Origin of the sequence: Chitinophaga caseinilytica, assembly GCF_038396765.1 — a bacterium.
In the GTDB taxonomy this organism is placed as follows: Bacteria; Bacteroidota; Bacteroidia; order Chitinophagales; family Chitinophagaceae; genus Chitinophaga; species Chitinophaga caseinilytica.
The window spans coordinates 1466988-1490560 of the sequence record NZ_CP150096.1; the positions used below are offsets into that span (position 1 = coordinate 1466988).

Here is a 23573-nt window from a genome sequence, read left to right on the forward strand (position 1 = left end):
ATTCTTCAAATTTCAAATCATGGAAACCATTACCTGGAATGATTTCGAAAAGGTGCATATACATGTGGGCACCGTCCTCTCCGCAAAAGTTTTCGAGAAAGCACGAAATCCCGCTTACCAGCTCGAAGTCGACTTTGGCCCTGCCATCGGGGTCCGCAAATCCTCCGCTCAAATCACCGTGCTCTACCAGCCAGATGAACTTATCGGGAAACAAGTGGTAGCCGTCGTCAATTTCCCCGTGAAACAAATCGCCAATTTCTTCTCGGAATGCCTCGTACTGGGCGTTGTAGGCGATGAGAAGGAAATAGTGCTGCTGCAGCCAGACCGCCCTGTCAAGAATGGCCACAGGATTGCATAGTAACGAAAATATTAATATGAGAAAATTATTAATATGATAAGAAAAAGACGGTTTTTCGCGCTTCACGAACAAAAACCATGCGTTCACGGAAATGAACTTGCGATGGTAAAGAACCGCCTTATCTTTGACTTAGGTTTTTCATAGGATATGGTTAAAATTATTACAAGGGCGGTATTCTTACCGCCTTTTTTCTTTTCCCCACGCGCCATTCCGGGCAAATTCGCCGTTATAACATCATATATAAATAATCACTGATTGATATTCGCGTAGCATACGCTGGTTGTACGATGCCAGGGTTTTTCGCTCACTGCTCTCATCGTTCAGGGGGATTTTCTATACGTTTACTGGAAAAAATATAGCGTTCGCTAGTTTGCAGATTGGAGTTGTTTCTAAATTATGGAAATTTGTAACAGGTTTTTCAATAAAGATATGGTTAAAATTTTTCGGGGCTGTATTCTTGCAGCCCTGTTTTTTTGCCCCTACCTCAACGAAACCTTCTCCCCAGCTTCACTTTCCCACTATTGATATTTAGAACGCCAGCTTACGGATAAACAGCCGTGGTTGTCCCGTTTCATTGCCTATAAAGAAAAATGGCCGTCCCGGTAAAGGACGGCCATTTTTCATGCGTTTATCGCCCGCGCTTCAATTCGTGCCCTTGAAAAAATCAGGCAGCGGCTTTTGCAGCAGGTTCTGGTAATAGAAACGGTAGTTCTCGTTGCGGGAATGCGTCGATTTCGGCCCGCCCCAGCCATGTCGCTCGCCAGGGTACACCATAAACTCGAAATGCTTCCCGAGGTCTTCGAACTTATCCACCAGCTGGACCGAGTTCTGCAAATGCACGTTATCGTCCATCGTACCATGCACCACGCGCAGCAAGCCCTTGTACTTCTCGGCATGGGTCATAACGGAAGTTATCTTGTAGCCTTCTTTATTGTCTTTCGGAAGGTCCATATACCGCTCGGTATAGTGGCTGTCGTACAGTTGCCAGTCGGTAACGCTGAAATTCGCGATACCGTGGGTGAACACGTCTGCCCCATAGGTCAGCGCCATACACGTCATATATCCGCCGAAGCTGCCGCCGGTAATGCCCATGCGGGAAGCGTCCACACCGGGCTGGGTGGCCAGCCAGCGGGCGGCGTCCATATAATCTTCGATTTCGTATTTGCCGAGCTGGCGGTGGATGTAGTTCATGCCCACTTTGCCGAGGTGCCCCGCCGCGCGGTTGTCTATCACCACCTGGATGAGCCCTTCCTGCGCAAACCATTGCCCCGGCATATTGGGCCGGTAGGTATCATAGATCGTTCCGGCGTCCGGACCGCCGTAAATGGAGATCAGCACGGGATATTTTTTACCGGGCTCCATGTTGAAGGGCCAGATAATGGTGATAGGCAGTTCCAGGCCGTCGCGGGTTTTGTAGGTTTTCAGCTCGGTAGGCGCGAGCTTGTAGCTATCGTACGTTGCGCCGCGGGCGTTCCCCAGTTCGCGGGCTACCTTGCCTTTGTCAGACACGAGGGCCATCCGCGGAGGGGTGTTCAGGTTGCTGTAGGTAGTCACGAACCAGTCGCCCTCGGGCGCCAGCTTCACATCGTGGCTGAACTCGCCGAAAGTGAGGCGCTGGGGCGCTCCGCCTTTCAGATCGGCTTTGTAAAGGTCGTACCGGGTAGTAGCTTCCTTCCGGGCCGTAAAGTAAATGGCGCCTTTCTTTTCGTTGATCTGCAACAGATCTTTCACCCGCCAGTTACCGGAGGTCAGCTGTTTGTTCAGGCTGCCGTCCATGTTATGCAGGTAAAGGTGGTCCCAGCCGGAGCGGTCGCTTTTCACGATGAACCCTTTGCTGTTAGCCAGGAAATAGATATCGGTAAACCAGTCGATCCAGGTTTTCTGCTGTTCCTGGTACACTACTTTCTTGGCCCCGGTCTGGGAGTCAATGGCGTAGAGGAAAAGCTGGTTCTGTTCGCGGGGCATCCACTGGGCCCAGAGGGTGCTGCCGTCGGGCGTCCAGAAGGGCTGGCCGAAATACTGGTCGTCTTTCTCATTGAAATCGGCCCAGGTGATGTTGCCGCCGGTTACGGGAACGATGGCGAGGCGAACTTCCGGGTTGGGATCGCCGGCTTTGGGATAGCGCGTGTTCTCGAGGTAGCCGTGCTGGCCTTTTTCGCTGTAGATGGGGAACACGGGCACGCGGGAATCGTCGAACCGCATGAACGCGATCTTCCGGCTGTCCGGGCTCCACCAGAAAGCGCGGTAGCGCGACGGGCGGCCGAGGATTTCTTCATAATACACCCAGGAAGCCCAGCCGTTGTAGATAACGTCTGACCCGTCGGTAGTATACTGGATTTCTTTCTGGGTGGCTACTTCGATGGCGAACAGGTTGTTGTTGCGCGTGAAGGCCACGTATTTTTCGTCGGGCGAAAGGGTGGGGTTCTTTTCTTCCGCTTCGGTGGTGGTGAGGCGGATGGGCGCGCTGCCGTCTGGCCGCTGGAGGTAAATGTCGTTTTCCTTCACGCTCACGGTGCTGCCGGTGGCGGGCGGCGGTGTGTAAGGCGTAGCGGTGCCGGATTTCACGTCAACAGCTACCTGCTTGCCGCTGCGCATTTCGATGTAATGCCCTTTATCGGCCCAGCCTCTAACGCCGGGCAGCGGTTCGGTGATGGAAACGGGTTTGGTGAAGATCTGGTCGAAACTTAACGTTTTTTTCTCCTGGGCGAAAGTTGGCAAAGCGGCCATGATGCACAGGCCGGCTGTCCATGCCGGAATGGACTTATGCATATTTCTCATAATTTTTGACAGGTTCAAATCCGGAATTCCCGGAGTGGAGCGAAAATAAAGATCAATTATCAATTATGACAATCAATTATACCGGCGGTTTACAGAAAACGACCGGTCATGCGGCAGAACCGCGCGTCCGTGAAATGGAGCTGCAGTGGCGTGGGCCTGGCGCGTACCTTACCGTATGGTTTTTCATAGGATATGGTCGTCAGGCAACGGGCCGGTTATGTCTACAGCTGGCCCAGTTGCCTGATATGGTTCCGGATGTTGCCGATGATGATGGATGCGGCAATGAAGCCGAGGTCTTTGAGGATGTTGACGGGCGCGGCAAACTCACCGCGAACGAGTGAAGGGAGGTGGATGACGAGGATGAAAATGAAAAGCATGAGTGCCAGGAAGTAACAGGCGGTTTTCGCCCATTTGTTGAGGATGATGGCGAAACCGGCGAGGATCATGGCTGCCCCGGTGAAATAGATCCAGAAAACGCCCCCGGGAATGCGGGCTACCAGTGGACTAAGGGCTTTTGCATTGACGAGATGGGCGATGCCGAAGAAGATCCAGACAAGGGCGAATACGACTACGGCTACGAACGTGGGTATGTGGATACGCATGAGCAAAGGGTTTACAACTTAACGATGCCGCCCGGCTTTTGTTCAACGAACGCACCTGCTGACATCCCTTTCCCTTTTTGGGGGGATTTCCACAATAAAAAAGAGCCCGGCACCACAGGTGCCGGGCTCGCTATTGAAAATCATTCCGTTATTCGGCGGTTTGTACCTTTTCCGGCCGCATCTGCGGGAAGAACAGCACGTCCTGGATGGAAGGCTGGTTGGTCATGAGCATCGTCAAACGGTCGATGCCGATACCGATCCCGGAGGTGGGGGGCATGCCGTATTCGAGGGCGCGGAGGAAGTCGTAGTCGATGTACATGGCTTCATCGTCTCCACGTTCCATGAGGGCAACCTGGTCTTCGAAACGCTGCCGCTGATCGATGGGGTCGTTGAGCTCGGAGTAGGCGTTGGCGATTTCCTTGCCGTTGCAGATCAGTTCGAAACGCTCTACCACGCCTGCTTTGCTGCGGTGGCGCTTGGTAAGCGGGCTCATTTCGACGGGGTAATCGGTGATGAAAGTGGGCTGCACGTAATGGTGCTCGCATTTCTCGCCGAAGATTTCGTCGATCAGTTTGCCTTTGCCATGGTTGGGATCGGCGTGGATGCCGAGTTGTTTGCAAACCTCGCGGATGCCGGCCTCGTCCATTTCAGAAACATCGAATCCGGTGTGCTGGCGGATGGCTTCGTAGATGGGAACGCGGGGATAGGGGGCTTTGAAGTCGATGTCCCGCTCGCCCACGGTTACTTTCGTAGTGCCGTTCACGTTCGTGGCTACTTTTTCGAGCAGTTGCTCGGTGGTGTCCATCATCCAGTTATAGTCCTTGTACGCGGCGTACATTTCCATTACGGTGAATTCGGGGTTGTGGGTACGGTCCATCCCTTCGTTCCGGAAATCTTTCGCGAATTCGTACACGCCTTCGAAGCCGCCTACGATGAGCCTTTTCAGGTACAGTTCGTTGGCGATGCGGAGGTACAGCGGCATATCGAGCGCATTGTGGTGCGTGATAAAGGGGCGCGCGGCGGCGCCGCCGGGGATGGCTTGCAGGATGGGCGTTTCCACCTCCAGGTACCCCATGGCATTGTAGAATTCCCGGATCGTCTGCATCAGGCGGGTACGCTTGATGAAAACTTCCTTCACGTCAGGATTGATCACCAGGTCGGCGTAACGCTGACGATACTTGAACTCGGGATCGGTCACCTCGTCGAACGCTTCCCCGTCTTTCACTTTCACCACCGGCAGCGGGCGGAGCGCCTTCGCCAAAATGGTCAGCTCTTTCACATGCACGGAGGTTTCGCCGGTTTTGGTCACGAAAGCGTAGCCTTTCACGCCGATGAAATCGCCGATATCGGTCAGTTTCTTCCAAACGGTGTCGTAAAGGGTTTTATCTTCTCCGGGACAAATATCGTCCCGCTTTATATACAATTGGATCCTACCCTTGCTGTCTTGCAGTACGGCGAAATTCGCCTTGCCCATGTCGCGGGTGCTCATAATACGGCCAGCCAGGCAAACTTCCTGGTATTGGTCTTTCGTTTCTTCCGAATAACCGGCCTTGATATCTGTGGAATACGCGTTCACCGGGTATTCCGCGGCGGGATACGGGTCGATCCCCAGATTTTGCAGCTCTTTCAGCTTGTCGCGGCGGATAATTTCCTGTTCCGAAAGCTGTTGTTGGGTAGTTACGCTCATTGTCGTGATTAGTACTGTTTTGTGGGGGACAACGATCCCCCGGCATTACGAGACCGCAAAAATAATCGATTTCGGCCGCATTTGCCGCATCCCTTCCCAACGGCCCCGCATGGTGTGTTTTTATAATTTATTTATGATTTCATGTCAGCGATTGGTGCGGTTATTGCGTACCTTTAAACCAGACAAAATTGACCCGGCATGAAAACCATCATCGTACCAACGGATTTTTCGGAAACGGCTTACAATGCGGCCAGATACGCCATCGGCCTCGCCGGCCAGACGGGCGCCACCCGCATCGTGCTCTACCACGCCTACGAACTGATCGTCCCCATTCCGGACCTCCCCACCGCCGTGCCCATCGTCAATATGGACGACCTCCGGGAATCCAGCATGGAAGGGCTCCGCAACATGCAGACCCAGCTCAAACCGATGGTCCCGGCCAATATCACCCTCGATATCCGCGCAGATAATCACCTCCTCGCCGCCAATATCGACCAGGTTTGCCGCGAAGAACTGGCAGACGTTGTCGTAATGGGCATCACCGGCGGCAGCCAGCTGGAAGAAATCCTCGTCGGCTCCAACACCGTCGACGTCGTGAAAACCTCCGCCTACCCCGTGATCGTGGTACCCACAGGCTCTGCCTTCAAGCCCGTTAAAAAAGTCGTGTTCGCCTGCGATCTCCGCAAAGTGGCCAAAACCACCCGCCGCGAGCCGCTCCTCCGCTTCCTCGATATCTTCAAGCCGGAACTGCATGTCGTAAACATCCAGAAAGAAGGCCGCGAGCACATCCGCCCGGAAGAAAACCAGGAACTGGACAACATGCTGCACGACTATAACCCGCAATATCATTTCATCGACCGGCCCAACGTGCCGGAAGCCGTTACGGATTTCGCGCAGGGGCTGCAGGCCGACCTGCTGCTCATCATCCCGAAAAAACACGGCCTGTTCGACAGCATATTCAAACGCAGCAATACTTCGCGGATCGCGTTCCAGACGCATGTTCCGCTTTTGTCTATCCATGAATAGCACCCTGTACAAAACAACCGCAACATGTTAAAACGTACCATCCTTATCGCGGCGGGCGCCCTCGTCCTCCACACCACGGCCAATGCCCAGATCCTCAAGAAAGTGGGCAACGTCCTCAATTCCGGCAGCACATCTTCCACCGGCAGCAATGTAACTGAAAACGAAGCCGCCGGCGGCATCAAGGAAGCGCTGGAAAAAGGCGTCCTCAAAGGCATCGGCCTCCTCAACAAACAAGACGGTTTCTTCGGGAACCAGCTCTACAAAGTGCTCCTCCCGCCCGACGCGCTGAAAGCCGAAAAAACACTCCGCAGCATCGGAATGGGCAGCCTGGTCGACAAAGCGATCCTCCAGATCAACCGCTCGGCCGAAAACGCCGTAGGCTTCGCCGCCCCGATCTTCGTGAACGCCATCAAGCAAATGACCATCACCGACGCGCTGAAACTCGTTACCGGTGGACAAAACTCCGCTACCAACTTCTTCAAGGAGAAAACGACCGCCAGCCTCGTAGCTGCATTTTCGCCCGTGATCGATTCGGCGCTGAACCAGACCATGGCCACCAAATATTATGGCGATATCGTCACCAAATACAACAGCCTCCCCACTTCCTTCACCAAACTCGATCCCGATCTGAAAGGATACGTGACCAACAAGGCGGTTAGCGCCCTGTTCGACCAGATCGGCAAGGAAGAGGCCGCGATCCGCAACAATCCTGCAGCGCGCACTTCCGAGCTGCTGAAAAAAGTGTTCGGCGGTAAATCTTAAATCACGGAATTTTTAATAAAGAAAAGCGGTCCCGGTAATGCCGGGACCGCTTTTTATTTGTGGAGATCCTTTGTCAGTGAAGGTTTCCCGCGAGCAGCACCTGCCAGGCTTCGGTTACCTTGCGGGAATCGAGGAGCTGTTTGGCGTAGCGGTGCAGTTCTTTTTCCATTTCTTCGGGATTGATGGAAAAATACTGGATGATGTTGGTGAGGTGCTCGTCGGCAAAGGCGGGGTCTACCGGCGGGAGGGTTTCCACGTTGCCCAGTTGCCCGAGATTATTGCCGGTGAGGATGTGGCTGTTGCGGATGGCGGGCGGCAGCGCATCTACCCCGATACCCAGTTGGGTATTGGGTTTGGCTACTTCGAACACCGCCGTGCCGGAGGCGCGGCAATAATAATCGGCCCCCATGCGCGCCACGAGATCGATCTTCTGCGGATCGATTTTTCCGGTGGTGTCGAGAATGTTTTCGTTGACGTGGAGGAGAACGGGCTCGCAGATAACGAGATTGCCCGCGCCGCCACCGGTGCCGGTCTCGATGATATCTCTCACCTTACATTCCATCTGGACGGGGCTTTCCGCTACGCGGAAAGGTTTCACTTTTTCAGAAGGCAGTGGTGTGAAGCCGGCTTTCACGAACTCGTCCGTTCCGCGGGGATATTCGCAGCTGGACAGCGAGGTTTGCTGGACCATGGCATAGCTCACGACGTTGATCACCACTTCGCGGGTGGCGTAAATGTTTTCCAGGGTGTGCTTGACGGTGTTGTCGCGCACGCGGCGGGAAGGTGAGAACACGAGCGTGGGCGGGTTGGAGCCGAATACGTTGAAGAAGCTGAAGGGGCTTAAGTTCGGCTGCCCGTCTGCATCCACCGTGCTGGCGAAGCAAATCGGGCGCGGCGCCACCGCACCCAGGAGGTACGCGTGCAATGCGGAGGTTTTGACTTCCGAGGGATCTACTCTCATTCCGTGCGGTTAAATATTTTTCTTTAAAGACAGGATGGAAAATTCAGTTTCCTCCGCCACGATGGTGTTCGTCAAAATACCCAATCCATCGATTTCCATTTCTACCACGTCGCCGGGTTGCAGCCATTGTTCGGGGTAATTGGGATCGTTGAGCTTGCCGGTGCCGTTGAGCTCCAGGAAGCAACCTGTGCCTACGGTGCCGCTGCCGATCACGTCTCCGGGAAGGATGTCTGCCCCATACGCGCAACGCTCGATGATCTCGGCGAACGTCCAGTCCATATCGCCCATATTGCCGTCGCTTACCTGCACGCCGTTTACGCGGCAGCGCATGCGGAGGTTGAAGTTGTTGCCGGTATGGCCGTTTTTGGCGGGGATGAGATAGGGGGCCAGCTCATCGGGCGTAACGAGCATGGGGCCGATGACGGTGCTGAAATCCTTGCCCTTGGCGGGCCCGAGGTTGAGCTTCATTTCTTCCATCTGCAGGGTGCGGGCGCTCATGTCGTTCATGATCATGTATCCACCGATGTAATCGTCGGCCTCCGCGGCGGTGATGTTACGGCCGCGCTTACAGATCACGACAGCGGCTTCCAGCTCGAAATCGAGTTTGTCGAAATGGTCTGGCATGCAGAAAATATCGCCGGGACCCTGGATGGCGTTGTGATTGGTGAAATAGAAGATGGGATATTGATCGAACTCGGGGATCATGTCTACCTTCCGGTTCCTCCTCGCCGCGGCCACATGCTGGCGGAACGCGTACCCGTCGCGGCAACTGGTCGGGAAAGGCACCGGCGCCAGGAGCTGCACGCCGGCAAACGGCACGCCGTGAACGTTGGAGCGCGGAGAATGACCTTCCTTCAGCCGGGCGTCTATCGCCGTGGCCAGGTCGATCACCTCTTCCCACATCTGCAAAAACATATGCATCGTGGAAGGCAATTCGGGATGGAGGTCCTGCATATTGTACAGGGTGCCGTTAACGAGCATGGCCAGCTGGTCAACGTCTTCCCGTACATAGGTAACGAGTTTCATGAAATACGTTTTGGTGTTCTGCCGCCAAATATATCGGATTTTTATAGCTTTAAGATATGCCAAGATCGTTCCTTTTCTGCCTTTTGCTGTGCTATTGCAGCAGTGCGGCCGCGCAAGGCCGGACAGACGCGCCTTTGCGCGATCTCCTGTTCCAACGCGCTTCCCCGCAATTGCGGCATGTGCTCGGTAATCCGGACTCGTTCCACGTTCAGCTGATCTTCACCACCATCACCCGCAACGCTTCCGGCAAGCCGCAGTTCCGCGACTGGCATTTCCAGACCGACCGCGATCGGTATTTCAATCCCGCGTCTACCGTCAAAATGCCGCTGGCCTTCCTCGCGCTGGAAAAATTGCGGAAACTGGGCATCTGGAAATGGACGCCCATGCTCACAGACAGCGCCTGGAGCGGGCAAACCCGGGTGCTGACGGACACATCCGCCGCCAACGGCCTCCCTTCCATCGCCCAATACATCAAGAAAATATTCCTCGTCTCCGATAACGACGCCTACAACCGGCTGTACGAATTCCTCGGCCAGCAATACCTCCACGATCAGCTGCGGGCAAAGGGTTACAAGGATGTGCGCATCGTACGGCGCTTCGTTCCCATGAGCGAAGAAGAGAACCGCCACACCAATCCCGTGCGCTTCACGCAAAACGGCGAAACGATCTACAACCAGCCGGCAGCCTACAATCCGTCGCCTTTCGATTACAGTAAACAGGTAATGGAAGGCCATTCGCATTGGGACAAAAACGACAGCCTCATCCATGCTCCCATGGATTTTACGAAACATAATTATTTCCCGCTGGAAGACCTGCACCGCCTCCTCCGGTCCGTGATCTTCCCCGAAAGCGCCGGCAAAGGGAAATTCGATCTCCAGGAAGAAGATTACCGGTTTTTATACCGCTGGATGGCAGCATTGCCCTCCGAAAGCGATCATCCACGATACGATACCGCCGAATTTTTCGACAGCTACACCAAGTTTTTCCGCTTCAAAGACGGCCGCCGGAAAATTCCCGACCACATCCGCGTATTCAATAAAACGGGCTGGAGTTACGGCTACCTGACCGATGTGGCGTACTTCGCAGACTTTAAAAACGATGTCGAATTCATGGTTTCCGGGAACATTTACGTGAACCGCGACGGCGTGCTGAACGATGGCAAATACGAATACGAGGAAGTGGGATACCCATTCTTCCGCGAAGTGGGGGATATCCTGTACAACTACACGCTGGAACATCACCCCTTCACCGGCCCGACCTCTCGAAATTCCGGGAGTCCGTGGCCGGATTGGGCGAAAAACCAAAAGCCATCACGCGGGGCGATACAACGAAAATGCGGCTGGCGCTCGTGTTTACCGCACATGAGTTTGCAGATGGCGGGATACATATCGCGGAAACGCTGAAAAGCCTGGGGGTGAAGGGCTCGTTCTTTTTTACGGGCGAATTTTATGAAAATCCCGCCTTCGCGCCGCTGGTCGCCCGCCTGCAGGCCGACGGGAATTACCTGGGCCCCCATTCCGGGCGGCACCTGCTGTACTGCGACTGGAAGAAGCGCGACAGTCTCCTCGTTACCCGGCCCCAATTCGAATCCGATCTCGACATGAACCTCCGCGCCATGGCGCGCCTGGGGATTCCGGAACCGCATTTCTTCCTGCCGCCGTATGAATGGTACAACGATACCATTGTGCAGTGGACGAACGATCTGGGGATGCAACTCGTCAATTTTACCCCGGGAACGCGCTCCAATGCCGATTATACCTACCCCGAGATGGGTAAATCCTACGTTTCCAGCGACCGGATTTATGCATCCATCGTGGAATATGAAGCCGGCCATCCGGGTGGTTTGGACGGGTTTTTGCTCCTTTTGCACGCAGGAACGGACACCCGGCGGCCCGATAAATTTTATTTTCAATTGCGTAAATTGATCCGATATTTGCAGCTGAAAGATTACGAATTGGTGGTTGTGCCCCGGTTGTTGCCCAGACAATGACCAAAACATTTAGTTCCCTACTCCTGTTACTGATTAACTAAATGGTTTAATTAAAATTTGGGAGTCATGAAGTTTGAGAAGATCAAGAATAAAGGACAGGCAAGACTTTTTGAAAGCCGGTATCTGGAAATGCTGACCAAAACCCACCCCCTCGTGATCTGGGGGATGTACCTTCCGCTGATCGGATATTCGCTGTTTTACAGTTACGATACGTTGGGCTTCAGCATTGGCCGCATCGCGCTGATATTTTTCGGAGCTATGTTCTTCTGGTCGTTTTTCGAGTATATCATGCACCGGTTCATTTTTCATATGATATCGGACAGTCCGCGGATGACGCGGTTCATTTATGTGCTGCATGGTAACCATCACGAGTACCCGCGCGACAAGCAGCGGCTCTTCATGCCGCCGGTGCCCAGCTTGATATTGGCCTCACTGATCTTCGGGGCGCAGTATATCTTCCTGCGGCAATACACGTTCATGTTTTTCCCCGGTTTCCTGCTTGGCTACCTGATGTACGGCAGCATGCATTACGCCATCCACGCCTGGAACCCGCCGTTCCGGTTCATGAAGCCGCTCTGGCGCAATCATCACCTGCATCATTACAAAAGCGAGGAAAAAGGGTTCGGGGTGAGCTCCGCTTTCTGGGACCGCGTTTTCGGGACTTTCTTCGACCTGGAAAAGGAGAAGGAAGATAAAGACAAAGTGAAATCGCTCATGTTCGAAAAGTGACACGATACAACTGAAATAGCGAACGGCTCCGGGGATTCCGGAGCCGTTCGCGTGTATATTCGTTTTACCATTTTTCTTCTTCGCTGGCATGCGGATCGGGTGGCTGGCGGTACGTTTCGCGGGAAATGATCTTTTCTGTTTGCCGGTCGATGATCAGCCGGGCGATAGACCGGTACACGTCCGGGTAATTTTGAGAAGCGAGGATGTCTTTCACCTTTCTTTCCGACACGTCTACCTGGTAGAGCAGAAGAACGAATTGCTGGAAATCCCTTTCCACCAGCATCTCGATCTGCGCCGCGAGGGCCTGTTCGAGGTCTTCGAGGGAAAATGCGGAAGGCAGCTGGATGCCGGCGTTTTCCTGCAGCCAGGACCCTGTGGCTTCCAGGTACTTCTGTTCCATTATTTTACCTGCTTGATCTTGTAGGATGCGTTCGTCACGATTCTTACCGGCACCGTCAGGTCTTTTTTCAATTGCTTTTTGCGATTGGCGAGATAGACGTATTTACCGTTCATTTCCGTGTTTTGCACGGCGATGCTGGGGAAACCGCTTTCGCGGAGGATGAGGTAATTGGTGACGAGCTTCCCTTCGATGGCGGCGGTGGCCTGGATACCGTCTTCAATGGTGAAGGTTTCTACCCGGTCGGTTTTGATATTGCCTTCGGAATTGACCTTGGCCGTTTGCCCGTCCCAATGCTGAAGGTTCCAGTAGAGGTCTACCCGGCCTTTGAGCCCCCCGCGCAGCGGAACGCTTTCTTCCCACTGGGTACCGTTCTTGATACCGTGAACGGGGTAAATGACGAGCAGTTGCTCCAGCCATCCGCGGAATGCATCTGTGCCGAACTGGTCTTTCAGGAGTTTTTTATACGCGTCGCGCTCGTCCGATTTCAGCTTGGCGAAAGCTTCCGCGGCTTTTTCCATGAGCTGGTCGAGCCCTTCTACCTTGTTGATGGTGCCATTGCCCTGGATCTCAACGGTAAAGGGTTGATTGAGCATGAGCTTGAGGGCGCCTTGCAGGGGCTCGTCGGGATGGTCGGTTTTGGCGTCTACGTAAATATTCTGGTTTTTGGCGTTGAAGTTGAATTTGATATCGGTGTAAGACCAATGCATGGTGAACCGTCCGGGCGCGGCGTCCGTGACTTTGATGGACATTTTATTATTGTAATCGCGGGTTGTCCGTTGCACCACTTCCTGTACCGTCATGTAAGTTTCACTGCGGCTTTCCTGGTTGAGCGTAAATTCGCTACCCGTCTTCAAGTTGTAGTTCAGCTCCACATAATCCTGCGCGGAGAGGGATAAAGCGAGGCAGCACATCGCTACCAGTCCGGTGAGTTTCTTCATTATCTCGTACTTTGATCAAACGTATTTTTCGATGACCCCGAGGCCGAACAGCGCGAAATCGTATTTCACGGGGTCTGCGGGATCCATGAGCCGCAGCTGGCTGGTGAGCTCCAGGGCCGTTTTCCAGTTCGCGTCTGCGCTCTGGATGAGGCCGAGCCTTGCTGCCACGCGGCTCACGTGAATATCTACCGGGCACACGAGTTGCGACGGCGAAATTTGCTTCCATAGTCCAAAATCCACGCCATTTTTGTCTTGCCTGACCATCCACCGCAGGTACATGTTCAGCCTTTTGCAGGCGCTGTTGCGCGCGGGGGTGGAAACGTGCTTGCGGGTGCGGTCGGGGTGCTCCATGGCGAAAAACATCTTCTGGAAGCCGGTGAGGGCGTTCTCGATGTTGGTGTCTTCCGGCTGGAGGTAGCCGCTGAAGGCGAATTCCAGGGAAGTGACGTTGGAATAGTAGTGCTGGAGGAACTCTGTGAAATAGAGCAAATCCAGCCCGTTGAACGTGCGGTGCCGGAAATGCATGAGCTTCATCCGGTCCCGTGGTTCGTGGTTTACGATGTAATCGTACGGAGCATTGTCAAACAGCCCCATCAACTCGGTGCACTTGTTGATGATGGTGGTACGGTTCCCCCAGGCCAGAATGGCCGCGAAAAGTCCCGCGATCTCAATGTCCTGGAGCTTGGTGAACCGGTGTGGGATGCTCACCGGGTCGCCGGCGATAAATCCCGGCTGGTCGTAATGCTCCGCTTTGGCATCCAAAAATTCTTTCAGTTGCTGGAACTTCATGGTCATAGCATATGGAAAAATGCCCCCGGCCCTTTGCAAGAACGGGAGGCATGTAGGTGTAATGCGCTAAAAGTAAGCAGATTGACGCAACAATCCAATCAGCCGATCGCTTTTTTCAAATCGGCCACCAGGTCTTCCACATCTTCGATACCTACGCTCAACCGGATCAGCGAGTCCGTCAAACCGTTCTTCAGCCGCTCCTCGCGCGGGATAGACGCATGCGTCATCGACGCCGGATGCCCGATGAGGCTCTCCACGCCGCCCAGCGATTCGGCCAGCGAAAAAAGGTGGGTACCGCTCAAAACCCTGAGGGCCGCGTCCATACTATCGTCTTTCAACGTAAAAGAGATCATGCCGCCGAAACCGCGCATCTGCTTTTTGGCGATGCCGTGGTTGGGATGATCTTCGAACCCGCACCAGTACACCTTGTCCACTTTCGGATGCGCCCGCAGGAAGCGGGCCACGGCCTCGCCGTTCTCGCAATGGCGCTGCATGCGGACATGAAGCGTCTTGATGCCGCGGAGCACCAGGAAGCAATCCTGCGGCCCCGGCACGGCGCCGCAACTGTTCTGGATGAAGGCCAGCTGCTGGGCGAGCGCGTCGTCTTTCACGATCACCGCACCATGCACCACGTCGCTATGCCCGCCGAGGTATTTGGTGGCGGAATGCACCACGATATCGGCCCCCAGGTCCAGCGGGTTCTGGAGGTACGGCGATGCGAAGGTATTGTCGACCGCCAGCAGCACGCCCTTTTCCTTCGCGATGGCGGAACAGGCGGCGATGTCGATGATATTGAGCATGGGATTGGTGGGCGTCTCGATCCACACGAGCTTCGTGGCGGCATTCAGGTGCTGTTTCAATTGGGCAGCGTCCTGCAAATCCACGAAATGGAACCTGATCCCGTATTTGGCGAAAACTTTGGTGAAAATCCGGAAGGTGCCGCCGTACAAGTCGCTGGAAGCCACCACTTCATCGCCCGGGGCGAGGAGTTTCATGATGGCATCCGTGGCCGCGAGGCCGCTGCCGAAACAGATCCCGTGGTTGCCGTTCTCAATGGCTGCCAATGCTTTCTGGAGGGCGTCGCGGGTGGGGTTCTGCGTACGGGCGTACTCGTAGCCCTTATGATCGCCCGGCGCCGCCTGCACATAGGTGGACGTCTGGAAGATCGGCGTCATAATGGCCCCGGTAGACGGGTCCGGCTCAACGCCCGCATGGATCAGCTTTGTACCTAACTTCATGTTTTGCTGTATTTTATGGGAATACCAAAGTTAACGAATTTAACCGCCCCAACATTCCGGCCCGATATTACACGTACGTGCTATCCCGTTTCCGCTGAAATCGTGCCGCAGTGCGGATTTGGGGGATTTTTGAACACTTATCCGAACTACGCCCGCCCATTTCCATCGCTTACGAGATAAAAGCACGCGTTCACTAGAATGCGGTGGGATGTATGAAGATTTCCGATAATTTTAACTCAGGTTTTTCATAGGATATGGTTAAAATTTTCTGAAGGCGGTATTCTTACCGCTTTTTTCTTTAGACCCCATGTTTCAAACTGTAGTCATAAAAAAAGGCAGCGTACCCGCTGCCTTTTTGCATATCGTTGATTTCCGGAGATTTATTTACGGCCGGGCTTGCCGGTTTTCGGTTTGTCTGCCGAAGCCACCACCCTGGAATCCGACCAGCGGATGGGCAGGGAAACCTGGGTTTTGTCCCACCCCATGAGCAGATTGGCGCCATAAGCCGCCTTTTCGAACACCATGCTGAACGCTTCGATCTCTTCGGGGGAAGCGATCACCGGCACCTCCGTGCGCACTACATCCATTTGAGGCTCATATTTATAGGCGCCCCAGATGTCGGTCTGTTTATTCAGGATGACCGTCCATTTGGTTTCGCTGGGGATGGCGTAAATGGTATACCGGCCTTTGGGAACGGATTTGCCGCCGATGTTCACCGGGCGGAAAAACTCCACTTCCGTGGCTTCGTTGGCCCCGAGGCGCCAAACTTTACCGTATTCCACGAGGTTCCCGAAGATGGGGCGGCCTTTTTTCTGCGGACGGCTGAAAATGGCCCTGGCCACCAGTGCTCCGGGCTCGCCTTTCACCTTGCACACGTAGGGGTACATGACAGGGTAATAGGCCATGTCCATGGGACTGGGGTCTACCGGCGGCATTTTACGGTCCTGAGCGCCGGCGATGCTGCAAACGGCGAGGCCGGCTATAACGAGCAGAGATTTGAGCGTATTCATATACTTTGAATGATAGGTTGAATTCGGCCCCAAACCTACGTGTTTTTCCGAAAATCAGGAAAGTTCAGATGTGAGAGATTTCATAAAGTTTTCGGCGTCGGGGATGAAGGCGTTGTAGCAGTCGCGGAGGGCTGCGTAATGGTCGTTGAACACGCCGTAGGGCACGTCTGCCGGGTGCGGGTAATATTTGGAGCGGCGCACGATGCCGCCGAAGCTGCGGAAGATGGAGATGCGCTCATGGTAATGATATAACCAGTTCTGCGACTGCATGAACGAGAACATCTGGCGGAACGCGGGGGGCAGCTGCGGGAGGCGTTCGCTCACCGCGGCATAGGTGTCTTCCGCGAACCGGGCGAGCGTGGGGAGGGAGAACCGCTGCGGGTCGTTGGCCAGGAAATGGTCGTACACCACGTCGAGGAACACGCCGCCGTAAAGGCCGGAACTGGGGCGGAAGAGCTCCCGGGCCGTTTTGGAGGCGGGGTGATGATCGGTGTAATCGTCGAGCGCACGGTGGAGCACGATCCCTTTGCGAAGGGGCGCCGGGTAATCTTCCGTCTTTTTCCCCTTCACGAAGTCGGCGATCAACTGTCCGGCCGTAATATCCGGATCATGAAAAGATAAATATGCGTGTGCGAGATAATTCATACGATACAAGCGGCATTTCACACAGATAAACGGCAAAAGCACGACAATCAAGCGTTTCCGCTCCTCCGAAGATAGGTATTATTCCCCGCACCGTCCGCTTCCGCGACACGCTGTCCGATTTCGGAAAAGCTTTTCCAGCCACTGCCGGTCGTCACCGCCCGATCACTTTAACAAAGTCTTAACCCCGGCGCGTGCAACATTTCCTCTTTCCGCTCAACCCCGCTGCCGCAGCGGGTTTCGCACTGCGGTAACCAGGCGTTTTACGTATGCGTTGTAACGGACATAACATAGGCTTCACATGGGCGTGCCAATCATAACTATTCCCTTGTCAACCGCTAAGGCCCGCACTAATTTTACAGCATCAAATCACACACCGCATTCTAAAACATTTTAAATCCTGATTAAAATTTTTCCGCCATGAAAAAGATTATCGCCATTCTGACCCTGGTAACCGTGTTCGCGACGGGCGCTTTTGCCTTCGACGAAACCATTGACAACAAAAAAGTGCTGGAATCCTTCAAGAAGGAGTTCGCTACCGCCGAAAGCGTGTCCTGGTACACGACCGCCGACAAGTATGTGGCCAAGTTCACCTTGCACGCCCGGAAAGTGACCGCACATTACGACCGCGAAGGCAACCTGCTGGCCACAAGCCGTTATATCGACGATGCAGACCTGCCGCTGAACGTGATCACCCGCCTCATGAAAAAGTATCCCGACCAGAAGATCAACAACATCGTGGAATATGAAGCAGACGGCTTCACCACTTATGTTGTGACCCTGGAAAGCGACACGCATTGGACGGTGCTGAAATCCGATTCCGACGGTAACCTCACCCGCCTGAAGAAATTGCAGAAAGCATAACCGAGTTTTAGTTTTAGTTTCAGTCAGTATGACCGTCCCGGGTAACGCCAGGACGGTTTTTTTGTGCCTGGCCCCCAATGGATCGGGGCGGTGGTTTTATGATCTTTTTGACATTTTGTGCCCTTGAAAAGTGTACCTTTGCGGCTTGTATACACAAGTAAAACACGTACTGTAATGACTAAAGGACCTGTTTCACAATTTATCCAGCATCATTACCGCCACTTCAATGCGGCGGCACTGGTAGATGCAGCAAAAGGATATGAGACGCATTTGCTGGAGGGCGGCAAGATGATGGTAACCCTGGCGGGCGCGATGAGCACCGCTGAACTGGGGATTTCATTCGCGGAAATGATCCGTGCCGGAAAGGTCGATATCATTTCCTGTACAGGCGCCAACCTCGAGGAAGATATCATGAACCTCGTGGCCCATACGCACTACAAGCGCGTGCCTAATTACCGCGACCTGAGCCCGCAGGAAGAGTGGGACCTCCTGGAGCAGGGCTTCAACCGGGTAACCGATACCTGCATCCCTGAAGAAGAAGCATTCCGCCGCATCCAGCAGCACATCCATAAAATCTGGAAAGATGCGGAAGCCGCCGGCGAGCGTTATTTCCCGCACGAATACATGTATAAACTGCTGCTGAGCGGTGTGATGAAGGAAAACTACGAGATCGACCCGAAAAACAGCTGGATGCTGGCCGCCGCTGAAAAGAACATTCCCATCATCGTTCCTGGTTGGGAAGACAGCACCATGGGCAACATCTTCGCTTCCTACGTGATCAAAGGCGAGCTGAAAGCTTCCACCATGAAGAGCGGCATCGAATATATGGTTTGGTTGAGCGACTGGTACCGCAATAACTCCGCTGGCAAGGGCGTAGGCTTCTTCCAGATCGGTGGCGGCATCGCGGGCGATTTCCCCATTTGCGTGGTGCCCATGATGTACCAGGACCTTGAGTGGACAGACGTTCCGTTCTGGAGCTATTTCTGCCAGATTTCCGATTCCACCACTTCCTACGGTTCCTATTCCGGCGCTGTTCCCAATGAGAAGATCACCTGGGGCAAGCTGGATATCAATACGCCGAAGTTCATCGTTGAGTCGGATGCTACGATCGTGGCGCCGCTCATCTTCGCCTACCTGCTCGGCTGGTAAGCAAATATTTTTCCGTGGAGGCCGCCTGATGCGGCCTCCTTTTTTCCCCGAATACCCGACCCCGAAGCCCCGAAACTCCCTACGCTGCCGTTTTAACAAAATCTTTCAAGATACATATGCGAAATATTAAATATTTCTTTATGTTTGCGGAGCAATTGTGTTACATATTCACAATTTTTGTAGTTCTTTAAAATCAGGCAGAATTTTTTTTTGCAGGTTCCAAAAACTTCCTACATTTGACCCGCAAAGTCAAAAAGTCAAACGCGGTTTTGCAAAGTCCAACAATGGCCGAACAGGATCAAAAGAGGGAAGCGATACTGGAGGCGGCGCTGAAGCGGTTCAAACGCTTTGGCCTGGCCAAAACGACTATGGACGAAATCGCGAAGGATTTGGAGATCAGCAAAGGATCTTTGTATTATTATTTTTCCGACAAGGAGCGCATTTATGTGGCGGTTGTGGAACGGATCGTGAGCGGGAGCTTCAAGGATATCAGCAGCTTCCTCGAAACGGCGGTTTCCGTGAGTGAGGTGCTGGACCGCTACCTGTCGGTAAAAGAAAGGATTTTACTGGAATATCATTTCCTGTTCGGCATTCACATGTGGGTGAGCGACAAACCGAGCAGCCTTATGCGGCAGATCGGGGAAATGGTCCACCAGTCGGAAATCTGCTTCATCTCCAGCTGGATCCGGAAAGGGATCGAACTGGGTGAAGTTTCGGAAAAACATGATCCTGCCTATACGGCCGATTTACTTGTACAGGTGTTGTTCGGATTCTGGATCAACTGGTGCAAGTGGCAGGCCGCGGATTTCGACCTTCAAAACGCAGACAATATAAAAGAATTCATGAACCGCGAAAGAAGTGTGTTAACCATTTTCTTCAACGGTTTGCGATAACCCGGAAAACTATATCCGAAAACCATTTTATTCGACCGAAACCTGCTTTCCTCCCCGATTGCTAGACATGTATGTAGAAACATGAATTAAGCGATTCAATCATTGACATATTAAACTCAAAATTGTACGACAGATGAAAAAGATGATCGTTATGGCCGCACTGGCCCTGTTCGGAACCCAATTCGCCAAAGCTCAGGTGCAGAAAGGTAACTTCCTGGTAGGTGGTACCCTCGGTTTCAAATCCAACACCGTGAAAGTTGACGGTGCTGACAACAAAACTACTGTTTCCGACATTACGCTGAGCCCTAAAGCTGGTTACGCACTTAGCGACAAATGGATGGTAGGTGTATTCGTAGACGGTACCTTCGGTTCTACTAAAAAAGAAGTAGGTTCCCTGGAAACCAAAGACAAAGACAACTTCATTGCTCCTGGCGTATTCGTACGTAACTATTGCCAGATTGCTGATTCCAAAGTATACTTCACAAGCGAAGCGAATGTTTCTTATGGTTTCGGTAGCACAGAAGTAAACGACGTAAAGACCTTCAAAACCACTGGTATTAAAGCTAACCTCATGCCTGGTATCTCTTACCTGGTAGGTAAGCACCTGATGCTGGAAGGTAACCTCGGCGGTATTTCCTACGAAAACCTGACTGACAAAGCTGAAGTTGGTGGAGTAAAAACAAAGAGAAGCGAGTTCGATTTCAACTTTATCAGGAACTTTACAGTTGGTGCTTCCTTCCTGTTCTAATACTTGATATTAGCGTTTTTTATAAAGGCGTTGTCTCTCAGAGACAACGCCTTTTCTCATTTTTTACGCTTGTTGAGAATTTTGGCTTGCTACTTGCATTACAAGCATAGATTAATTTTAACCAGCTATGAAATTTAACCGAGTACACCTGCTTTTTGCATTGGCCGGCACATTGATGTTCGGCAGTTGTGTGGTAGAACGCCACAGTCACCCGCACGGCATGCCTCCCGGCCAGGCGAAGAAAGTTTACGGCACCAAATCCGCCAAACCCTTCGCGCCGGGCCAGCAAAAAAAGCACAAGCACTAATGAGCAATTAAAAATGTAGGGATATGAAAAGGAATTGGAAAACCGGAGGAGTCATTGCACTGGCAACCATCATGTTTGCCGCATCGTGCGCGGTGCCCCGGCCGCCAACCCCGCCGAAACCGCCGCGTCATCATCATGGCAAACCGCCCACACCACCGGCACCGCCGCGCCCTCCGCACGGCCCGATGGAAGAAGCGACGCACACCGACATTACCATAGCATACCCGCATCGATAAACGGAAATCAGTGTAAAAAGGGAAAAGAGACTGCATGTTGCAGTCTCTTTTTTTATTTTCGGAAACCATAACCCTTGCGCGTACAGAAACACTCAATTCATCATCCAATAAACAGCGATTCTATGAAATCAATTTCCCTGGTATTTTTCAGCTTCATGTTGTTGCTCACATCCTTCCGGTTGCCCAATGCGGCTTCTACAACTACCGCAGCCCGTTGTGGCGGATATCTTCGCATACTAAACCCTTCGCACGGCGTGAACGAGCCGTTTATTAAAAAAGTCACCATAACGGATTTGGATAACGTCTACCCTGTGGAGATCTACAACATCCCGTCAGGCACCACGTCGGTGTTGCTCCCAGCCATCCTGCACACCGGAACCCATTACAGGATAGACTTTCAGCTCATGCCGGCGAGCGCTACCACGAATTATGGTCTGCTGACCATGAAGGAATGGGACGGAACAATTTTCCAAAGCGCGGAATACCTGGAAGGCCCCGGCGGCATCCCTACGGTGAGTATTACAACGTACGTCGATTGTTTTACTTACGATGTTAGTTGCCAAAACTATTGATCAGGCTAAAGTTAAAAAGGGCCGATACCTCGTGGTACCGGCCCTTTTTCGTTATCCTTTAAACCTGTTCTCCTATCTGTTCATAGTGATCAGGAATTCTTCGTTGTTACGTGTTCCGCGCATGTGCTGGAGCATGAAGTTCATGGATTCTTCTGTGTTCATGTCTGCCAGGTGATTGCGGAGGATGTATACTTTCTGGAGCACGTCTTTTTCCAGCAGGAGATCGTCGCGGCGGGTAGACGATGCCGTAACGTCGATGGCCGGGAATACGCGGCGGTTGGCCAGGCGGCGGTCCAGCGCGAGCTCCATGTTACCGGTACCTTTGAATTCCTCGAAGATCACCTCGTCCATTTTGGAGCCGGTGTCGATCAGCGCGGTAGCCAGGATGGTGAGGGAACCGCCGTTTTCGATTTTACGGGCGGCGCCGAAGAACTGTTTGGGTTTCTGCATTGCGTTCGCTTCCACACCACCGGAGAGCACCTTGCCGGAAGCGGGGGCCACGGTATTGTGGGCACGGGCGAGACGGGTGAGCGAATCGAGCAGGATCACTACATCGTGCCCGCATTCCACGAGGCGTTTCGCTTTCTGCAGGGCGATAGCGGAAACTTTCACGTGTTTTTCGGCGGGCTCGTCGAACGTAGAGGCGATCACTTCCGCTTTCACGGAGCGTTCCATATCGGTCACCTCCTCGGGGCGTTCATCGATGAGCACTACCATGAGATAGATCTCGGGGTGGTTGGTGGCGATGGCGTTGGCAACTTCTTTCAGCAGCATGGTTTTACCTACTTTCGGCTGCGCCACGATAAGACCGCGCTGGCCTTTACCGATGGGCGTGAAGAGGTCCATGATACGGGTGGAGTAGTTGTTGGACGTAGTGGTGAGATGCAGTTTCTCGAAGGGGAACAGCGGCGTCAGGTAGTCGAAAGGCACGCGGTCGCGCACTTCTTCGGGTGTTTTGCCGTTGATGGTTTCCACTTTCAGCAGGGCGAAGTATTTCTCGCCTTCTTTCGGCGGACGAACGGAGCCGCGAACGGTGTCGCCCGTTTTGAGGCCGAAAAGCTTGATCTGGCTGGGAGAAACGTAAATATCGTCGGGGGAACTGAGGTAGTTGTAATCGGAAGAGCGTAGGAAGCCGTAACCGTCGGGCATCATTTCCAGGACGCCTTCGGAGAGGATCACGCCGTCGAACTCGATATTGAATACCGGTTCTTTTTTCGGGTATTTATGTTGTTGCTGTTGCGGATTGTTGGCCACGGGTTGCGGCTTGATGGGCGCAACGGGTTCCGCTACGGTCACGAAGTCGTCTTCCGCTTCTTCTTCCGGAATGATGGCCGGTTCTTCTTCCTCTTCGGTAAGCGCGGGCAGCACGATGTCGTCGTCGTCATCGAACGTCAAAGACGGAATGTCGAGGTCGATATCGATCTTGCGTTTAGCCGGAGGGGCTTTGATCTCTTCTTCGTCTTCTGATTTGGAAACTTTTGCGGTGGCGGCTTTTCGGCTTTTCTTGGCGGCGGGTTTTTCGTCTTCTTCTTCGGGGTGGGGAGCGGATTTCTGAGGAGCGGGGGCCGGGGCGGGTTCGTCTTTTTTCGTTCCTACCGGTTTCCTCTTCCTCACTTTCTTTTCATCTCCGTTACCTGGCTTATCTTCTGAGGCTATCACGGCTTGTTTATCGAGTATTTTATAAATGAGTGTTTGCTTGTCCAGTTTCTTTGCGTTGGGAATTTCCAGCTTCTCGGCGATGTCAAGTAGTTCAGGAACGAGCATGTCGTTCAGTTGTAAGATGTCGTACATCATCTGTTTTTGTAAAATTTAGAAGTGTCGTAAGGCGGGTACCACTGCATACCAACATACACCAATTAACAAATAAT

The 23573-nt window shown here is 53.3% G+C and carries 24 protein-coding genes; 12 read left to right on the plus strand and 12 right to left on the minus strand.

The features are described from left to right. The first annotated feature begins 19 nt into the window (after positions 1 to 19). Positions 20 to 358 carry a tRNA-binding protein gene (locus tag WJU22_RS06285; RefSeq protein ID WP_341842400.1) on the plus strand — a complete coding sequence of 113 codons (339 nt, stop codon included), beginning with the start codon at positions 20 to 22 and terminating at the stop codon, positions 356 to 358. 642 nt (positions 359 to 1000) lie between these two features. Here the strand turns inward: WJU22_RS06285 and WJU22_RS06290 are convergent. The 3 genes from WJU22_RS06290 to lysS form a co-directional block, all read right to left on the minus strand. Then, positions 1001 to 3127 carry a S9 family peptidase gene (locus tag WJU22_RS06290; protein WP_341842401.1) on the minus strand — a complete coding sequence of 709 codons (2127 nt, stop codon included), beginning with the start codon at positions 3125 to 3127 and terminating at the stop codon, positions 1001 to 1003. A 230-nt stretch (positions 3128 to 3357) separates the two neighbouring features. Beyond that, a complete protein-coding gene (locus tag WJU22_RS06295) occupies positions 3358 to 3738 on the minus strand; it encodes a hypothetical protein (protein ID WP_341842402.1) in 381 nt (126 codons plus the stop codon). A gap of 148 nt (positions 3739 to 3886) precedes the next feature. Further along, complete coding sequence (gene lysS / locus WJU22_RS06300; RefSeq protein WP_341842403.1) at positions 3887 to 5425, minus strand: lysine--tRNA ligase; 1539 nt, start codon at positions 5423 to 5425, stop codon at positions 3887 to 3889. A 198-nt stretch (positions 5426 to 5623) separates the two neighbouring features. On the opposite strand from lysS, the gene WJU22_RS06305 reads away from it, so the two are divergent. Continuing rightward, positions 5624 to 6451, plus strand: a complete 828-nt coding sequence (locus WJU22_RS06305; protein ID WP_341842404.1) for a universal stress protein — start codon at positions 5624 to 5626, stop codon at positions 6449 to 6451. A gap of 24 nt (positions 6452 to 6475) precedes the next feature. Next, positions 6476 to 7213, plus strand: coding sequence for a DUF4197 domain-containing protein (locus tag WJU22_RS06310; RefSeq protein WP_341842405.1), 738 nt, complete (start codon positions 6476 to 6478; stop codon positions 7211 to 7213). Positions 7214 to 7286: 73 nt separating this feature from the next. On the opposite strand, the gene WJU22_RS06315 is transcribed toward WJU22_RS06310, so the two are convergent. Both WJU22_RS06315 and WJU22_RS06320 read right to left on the minus strand, forming a co-directional pair. Beyond that, entirely contained in the window at positions 7287 to 8174 is an 888-nt protein-coding gene (locus WJU22_RS06315; protein WP_341842406.1) for a flavin reductase family protein, read from the minus strand. Positions 8175 to 8183: 9 nt separating this feature from the next. Beyond that, complete coding sequence (locus tag WJU22_RS06320; protein WP_341842407.1) at positions 8184 to 9200, minus strand: fumarylacetoacetate hydrolase family protein; 1017 nt, start codon at positions 9198 to 9200, stop codon at positions 8184 to 8186. A 56-nt stretch (positions 9201 to 9256) separates the two neighbouring features. On the opposite strand from WJU22_RS06320, the gene WJU22_RS06325 reads away from it, so the two are divergent. The 3 genes from WJU22_RS06325 (at position 9257) to WJU22_RS06335 (ending at position 11919) form a co-directional block, all read left to right on the plus strand. Next, a complete protein-coding gene (locus tag WJU22_RS06325) occupies positions 9257 to 10603 on the plus strand; it encodes a serine hydrolase (RefSeq protein ID WP_341842408.1) in 1347 nt (448 codons plus the stop codon). Continuing rightward, positions 10549 to 11190 carry a polysaccharide deacetylase family protein gene (locus tag WJU22_RS06330; protein ID WP_341842409.1) on the plus strand — a complete coding sequence of 214 codons (642 nt, stop codon included), beginning with the start codon at positions 10549 to 10551 and terminating at the stop codon, positions 11188 to 11190. The genes WJU22_RS06325 and WJU22_RS06330 overlap by 55 nt, the downstream gene beginning before the upstream one ends. A gap of 66 nt (positions 11191 to 11256) precedes the next feature. Then, entirely contained in the window at positions 11257 to 11919 is a 663-nt protein-coding gene (locus tag WJU22_RS06335; protein ID WP_341842410.1) for a sterol desaturase family protein, read from the plus strand. Positions 11920 to 11983: 64 nt separating this feature from the next. Here WJU22_RS06335 and WJU22_RS06340 read toward each other — a convergent pair whose 3' ends face one another. The 6 genes from WJU22_RS06340 to WJU22_RS06365 form a co-directional block, all read right to left on the minus strand. Beyond that, positions 11984 to 12319, minus strand: a complete 336-nt coding sequence (locus WJU22_RS06340) for a hypothetical protein (protein WP_341842411.1) — start codon at positions 12317 to 12319, stop codon at positions 11984 to 11986. Continuing rightward, positions 12319 to 13257, minus strand: a complete 939-nt coding sequence (locus WJU22_RS06345; RefSeq protein ID WP_341842412.1) for a DUF6263 family protein — start codon at positions 13255 to 13257, stop codon at positions 12319 to 12321. Before WJU22_RS06345 ends, WJU22_RS06340 begins: the two co-directional genes overlap by 1 nt. A gap of 15 nt (positions 13258 to 13272) precedes the next feature. Further along, the gene (locus tag WJU22_RS06350; protein ID WP_341842413.1) at positions 13273 to 14052 is read right to left on the minus strand and encodes a TIGR02757 family protein; all 780 of its coding nucleotides are present in this window, start codon (positions 14050 to 14052) and stop codon (positions 13273 to 13275) included. Between the two features lie 92 nt (positions 14053 to 14144). Next, positions 14145 to 15284: a cystathionine gamma-synthase gene (locus WJU22_RS06355; RefSeq protein WP_341842414.1), complete on the minus strand. Its 1140-nt coding sequence runs from the start codon at positions 15282 to 15284 to the stop codon at positions 14145 to 14147. A 380-nt stretch (positions 15285 to 15664) separates the two neighbouring features. Further along, on the minus strand, positions 15665 to 16294 hold the full coding sequence (locus WJU22_RS06360; RefSeq protein ID WP_341842415.1) for a DUF2911 domain-containing protein: 630 nt from the start codon (positions 16292 to 16294) through the stop codon (positions 15665 to 15667). 54 nt (positions 16295 to 16348) lie between these two features. After that, a complete protein-coding gene (locus tag WJU22_RS06365; RefSeq protein WP_341842416.1) occupies positions 16349 to 16939 on the minus strand; it encodes an ACP phosphodiesterase in 591 nt (196 codons plus the stop codon). Positions 16940 to 17356: 417 nt separating this feature from the next. Between WJU22_RS06365 and WJU22_RS06370 the strand changes: the two genes are divergently transcribed. From WJU22_RS06370 to WJU22_RS06395, 6 genes are all read left to right on the plus strand, one after another. Continuing rightward, positions 17357 to 17800: a hypothetical protein gene (locus WJU22_RS06370; protein ID WP_341842417.1), complete on the plus strand. Its 444-nt coding sequence runs from the start codon at positions 17357 to 17359 to the stop codon at positions 17798 to 17800. A 174-nt stretch (positions 17801 to 17974) separates the two neighbouring features. Further along, positions 17975 to 18949: a deoxyhypusine synthase family protein gene (locus WJU22_RS06375; protein WP_341842418.1), complete on the plus strand. Its 975-nt coding sequence runs from the start codon at positions 17975 to 17977 to the stop codon at positions 18947 to 18949. Between the two features lie 284 nt (positions 18950 to 19233). After that, a complete protein-coding gene (locus WJU22_RS06380) occupies positions 19234 to 19842 on the plus strand; it encodes a TetR/AcrR family transcriptional regulator (protein WP_341842419.1) in 609 nt (202 codons plus the stop codon). Positions 19843 to 19975: 133 nt separating this feature from the next. Beyond that, the gene (locus WJU22_RS06385; RefSeq protein ID WP_341842420.1) at positions 19976 to 20590 is read left to right on the plus strand and encodes an outer membrane beta-barrel protein; all 615 of its coding nucleotides are present in this window, start codon (positions 19976 to 19978) and stop codon (positions 20588 to 20590) included. A 127-nt stretch (positions 20591 to 20717) separates the two neighbouring features. Continuing rightward, positions 20718 to 20897: a hypothetical protein gene (locus WJU22_RS06390; protein ID WP_341842421.1), complete on the plus strand. Its 180-nt coding sequence runs from the start codon at positions 20718 to 20720 to the stop codon at positions 20895 to 20897. A 358-nt stretch (positions 20898 to 21255) separates the two neighbouring features. Then, complete coding sequence (locus WJU22_RS06395; RefSeq protein WP_341842422.1) at positions 21256 to 21705, plus strand: hypothetical protein; 450 nt, start codon at positions 21256 to 21258, stop codon at positions 21703 to 21705. 72 nt (positions 21706 to 21777) lie between these two features. Here the strand turns inward: WJU22_RS06395 and rho are convergent, their stop codons facing one another. Next, positions 21778 to 23499, minus strand: coding sequence for a transcription termination factor Rho (gene rho, locus WJU22_RS06400; protein WP_341842423.1), 1722 nt, complete (start codon positions 23497 to 23499; stop codon positions 21778 to 21780). Positions 23500 to 23573 lie beyond the last annotated feature (74 nt).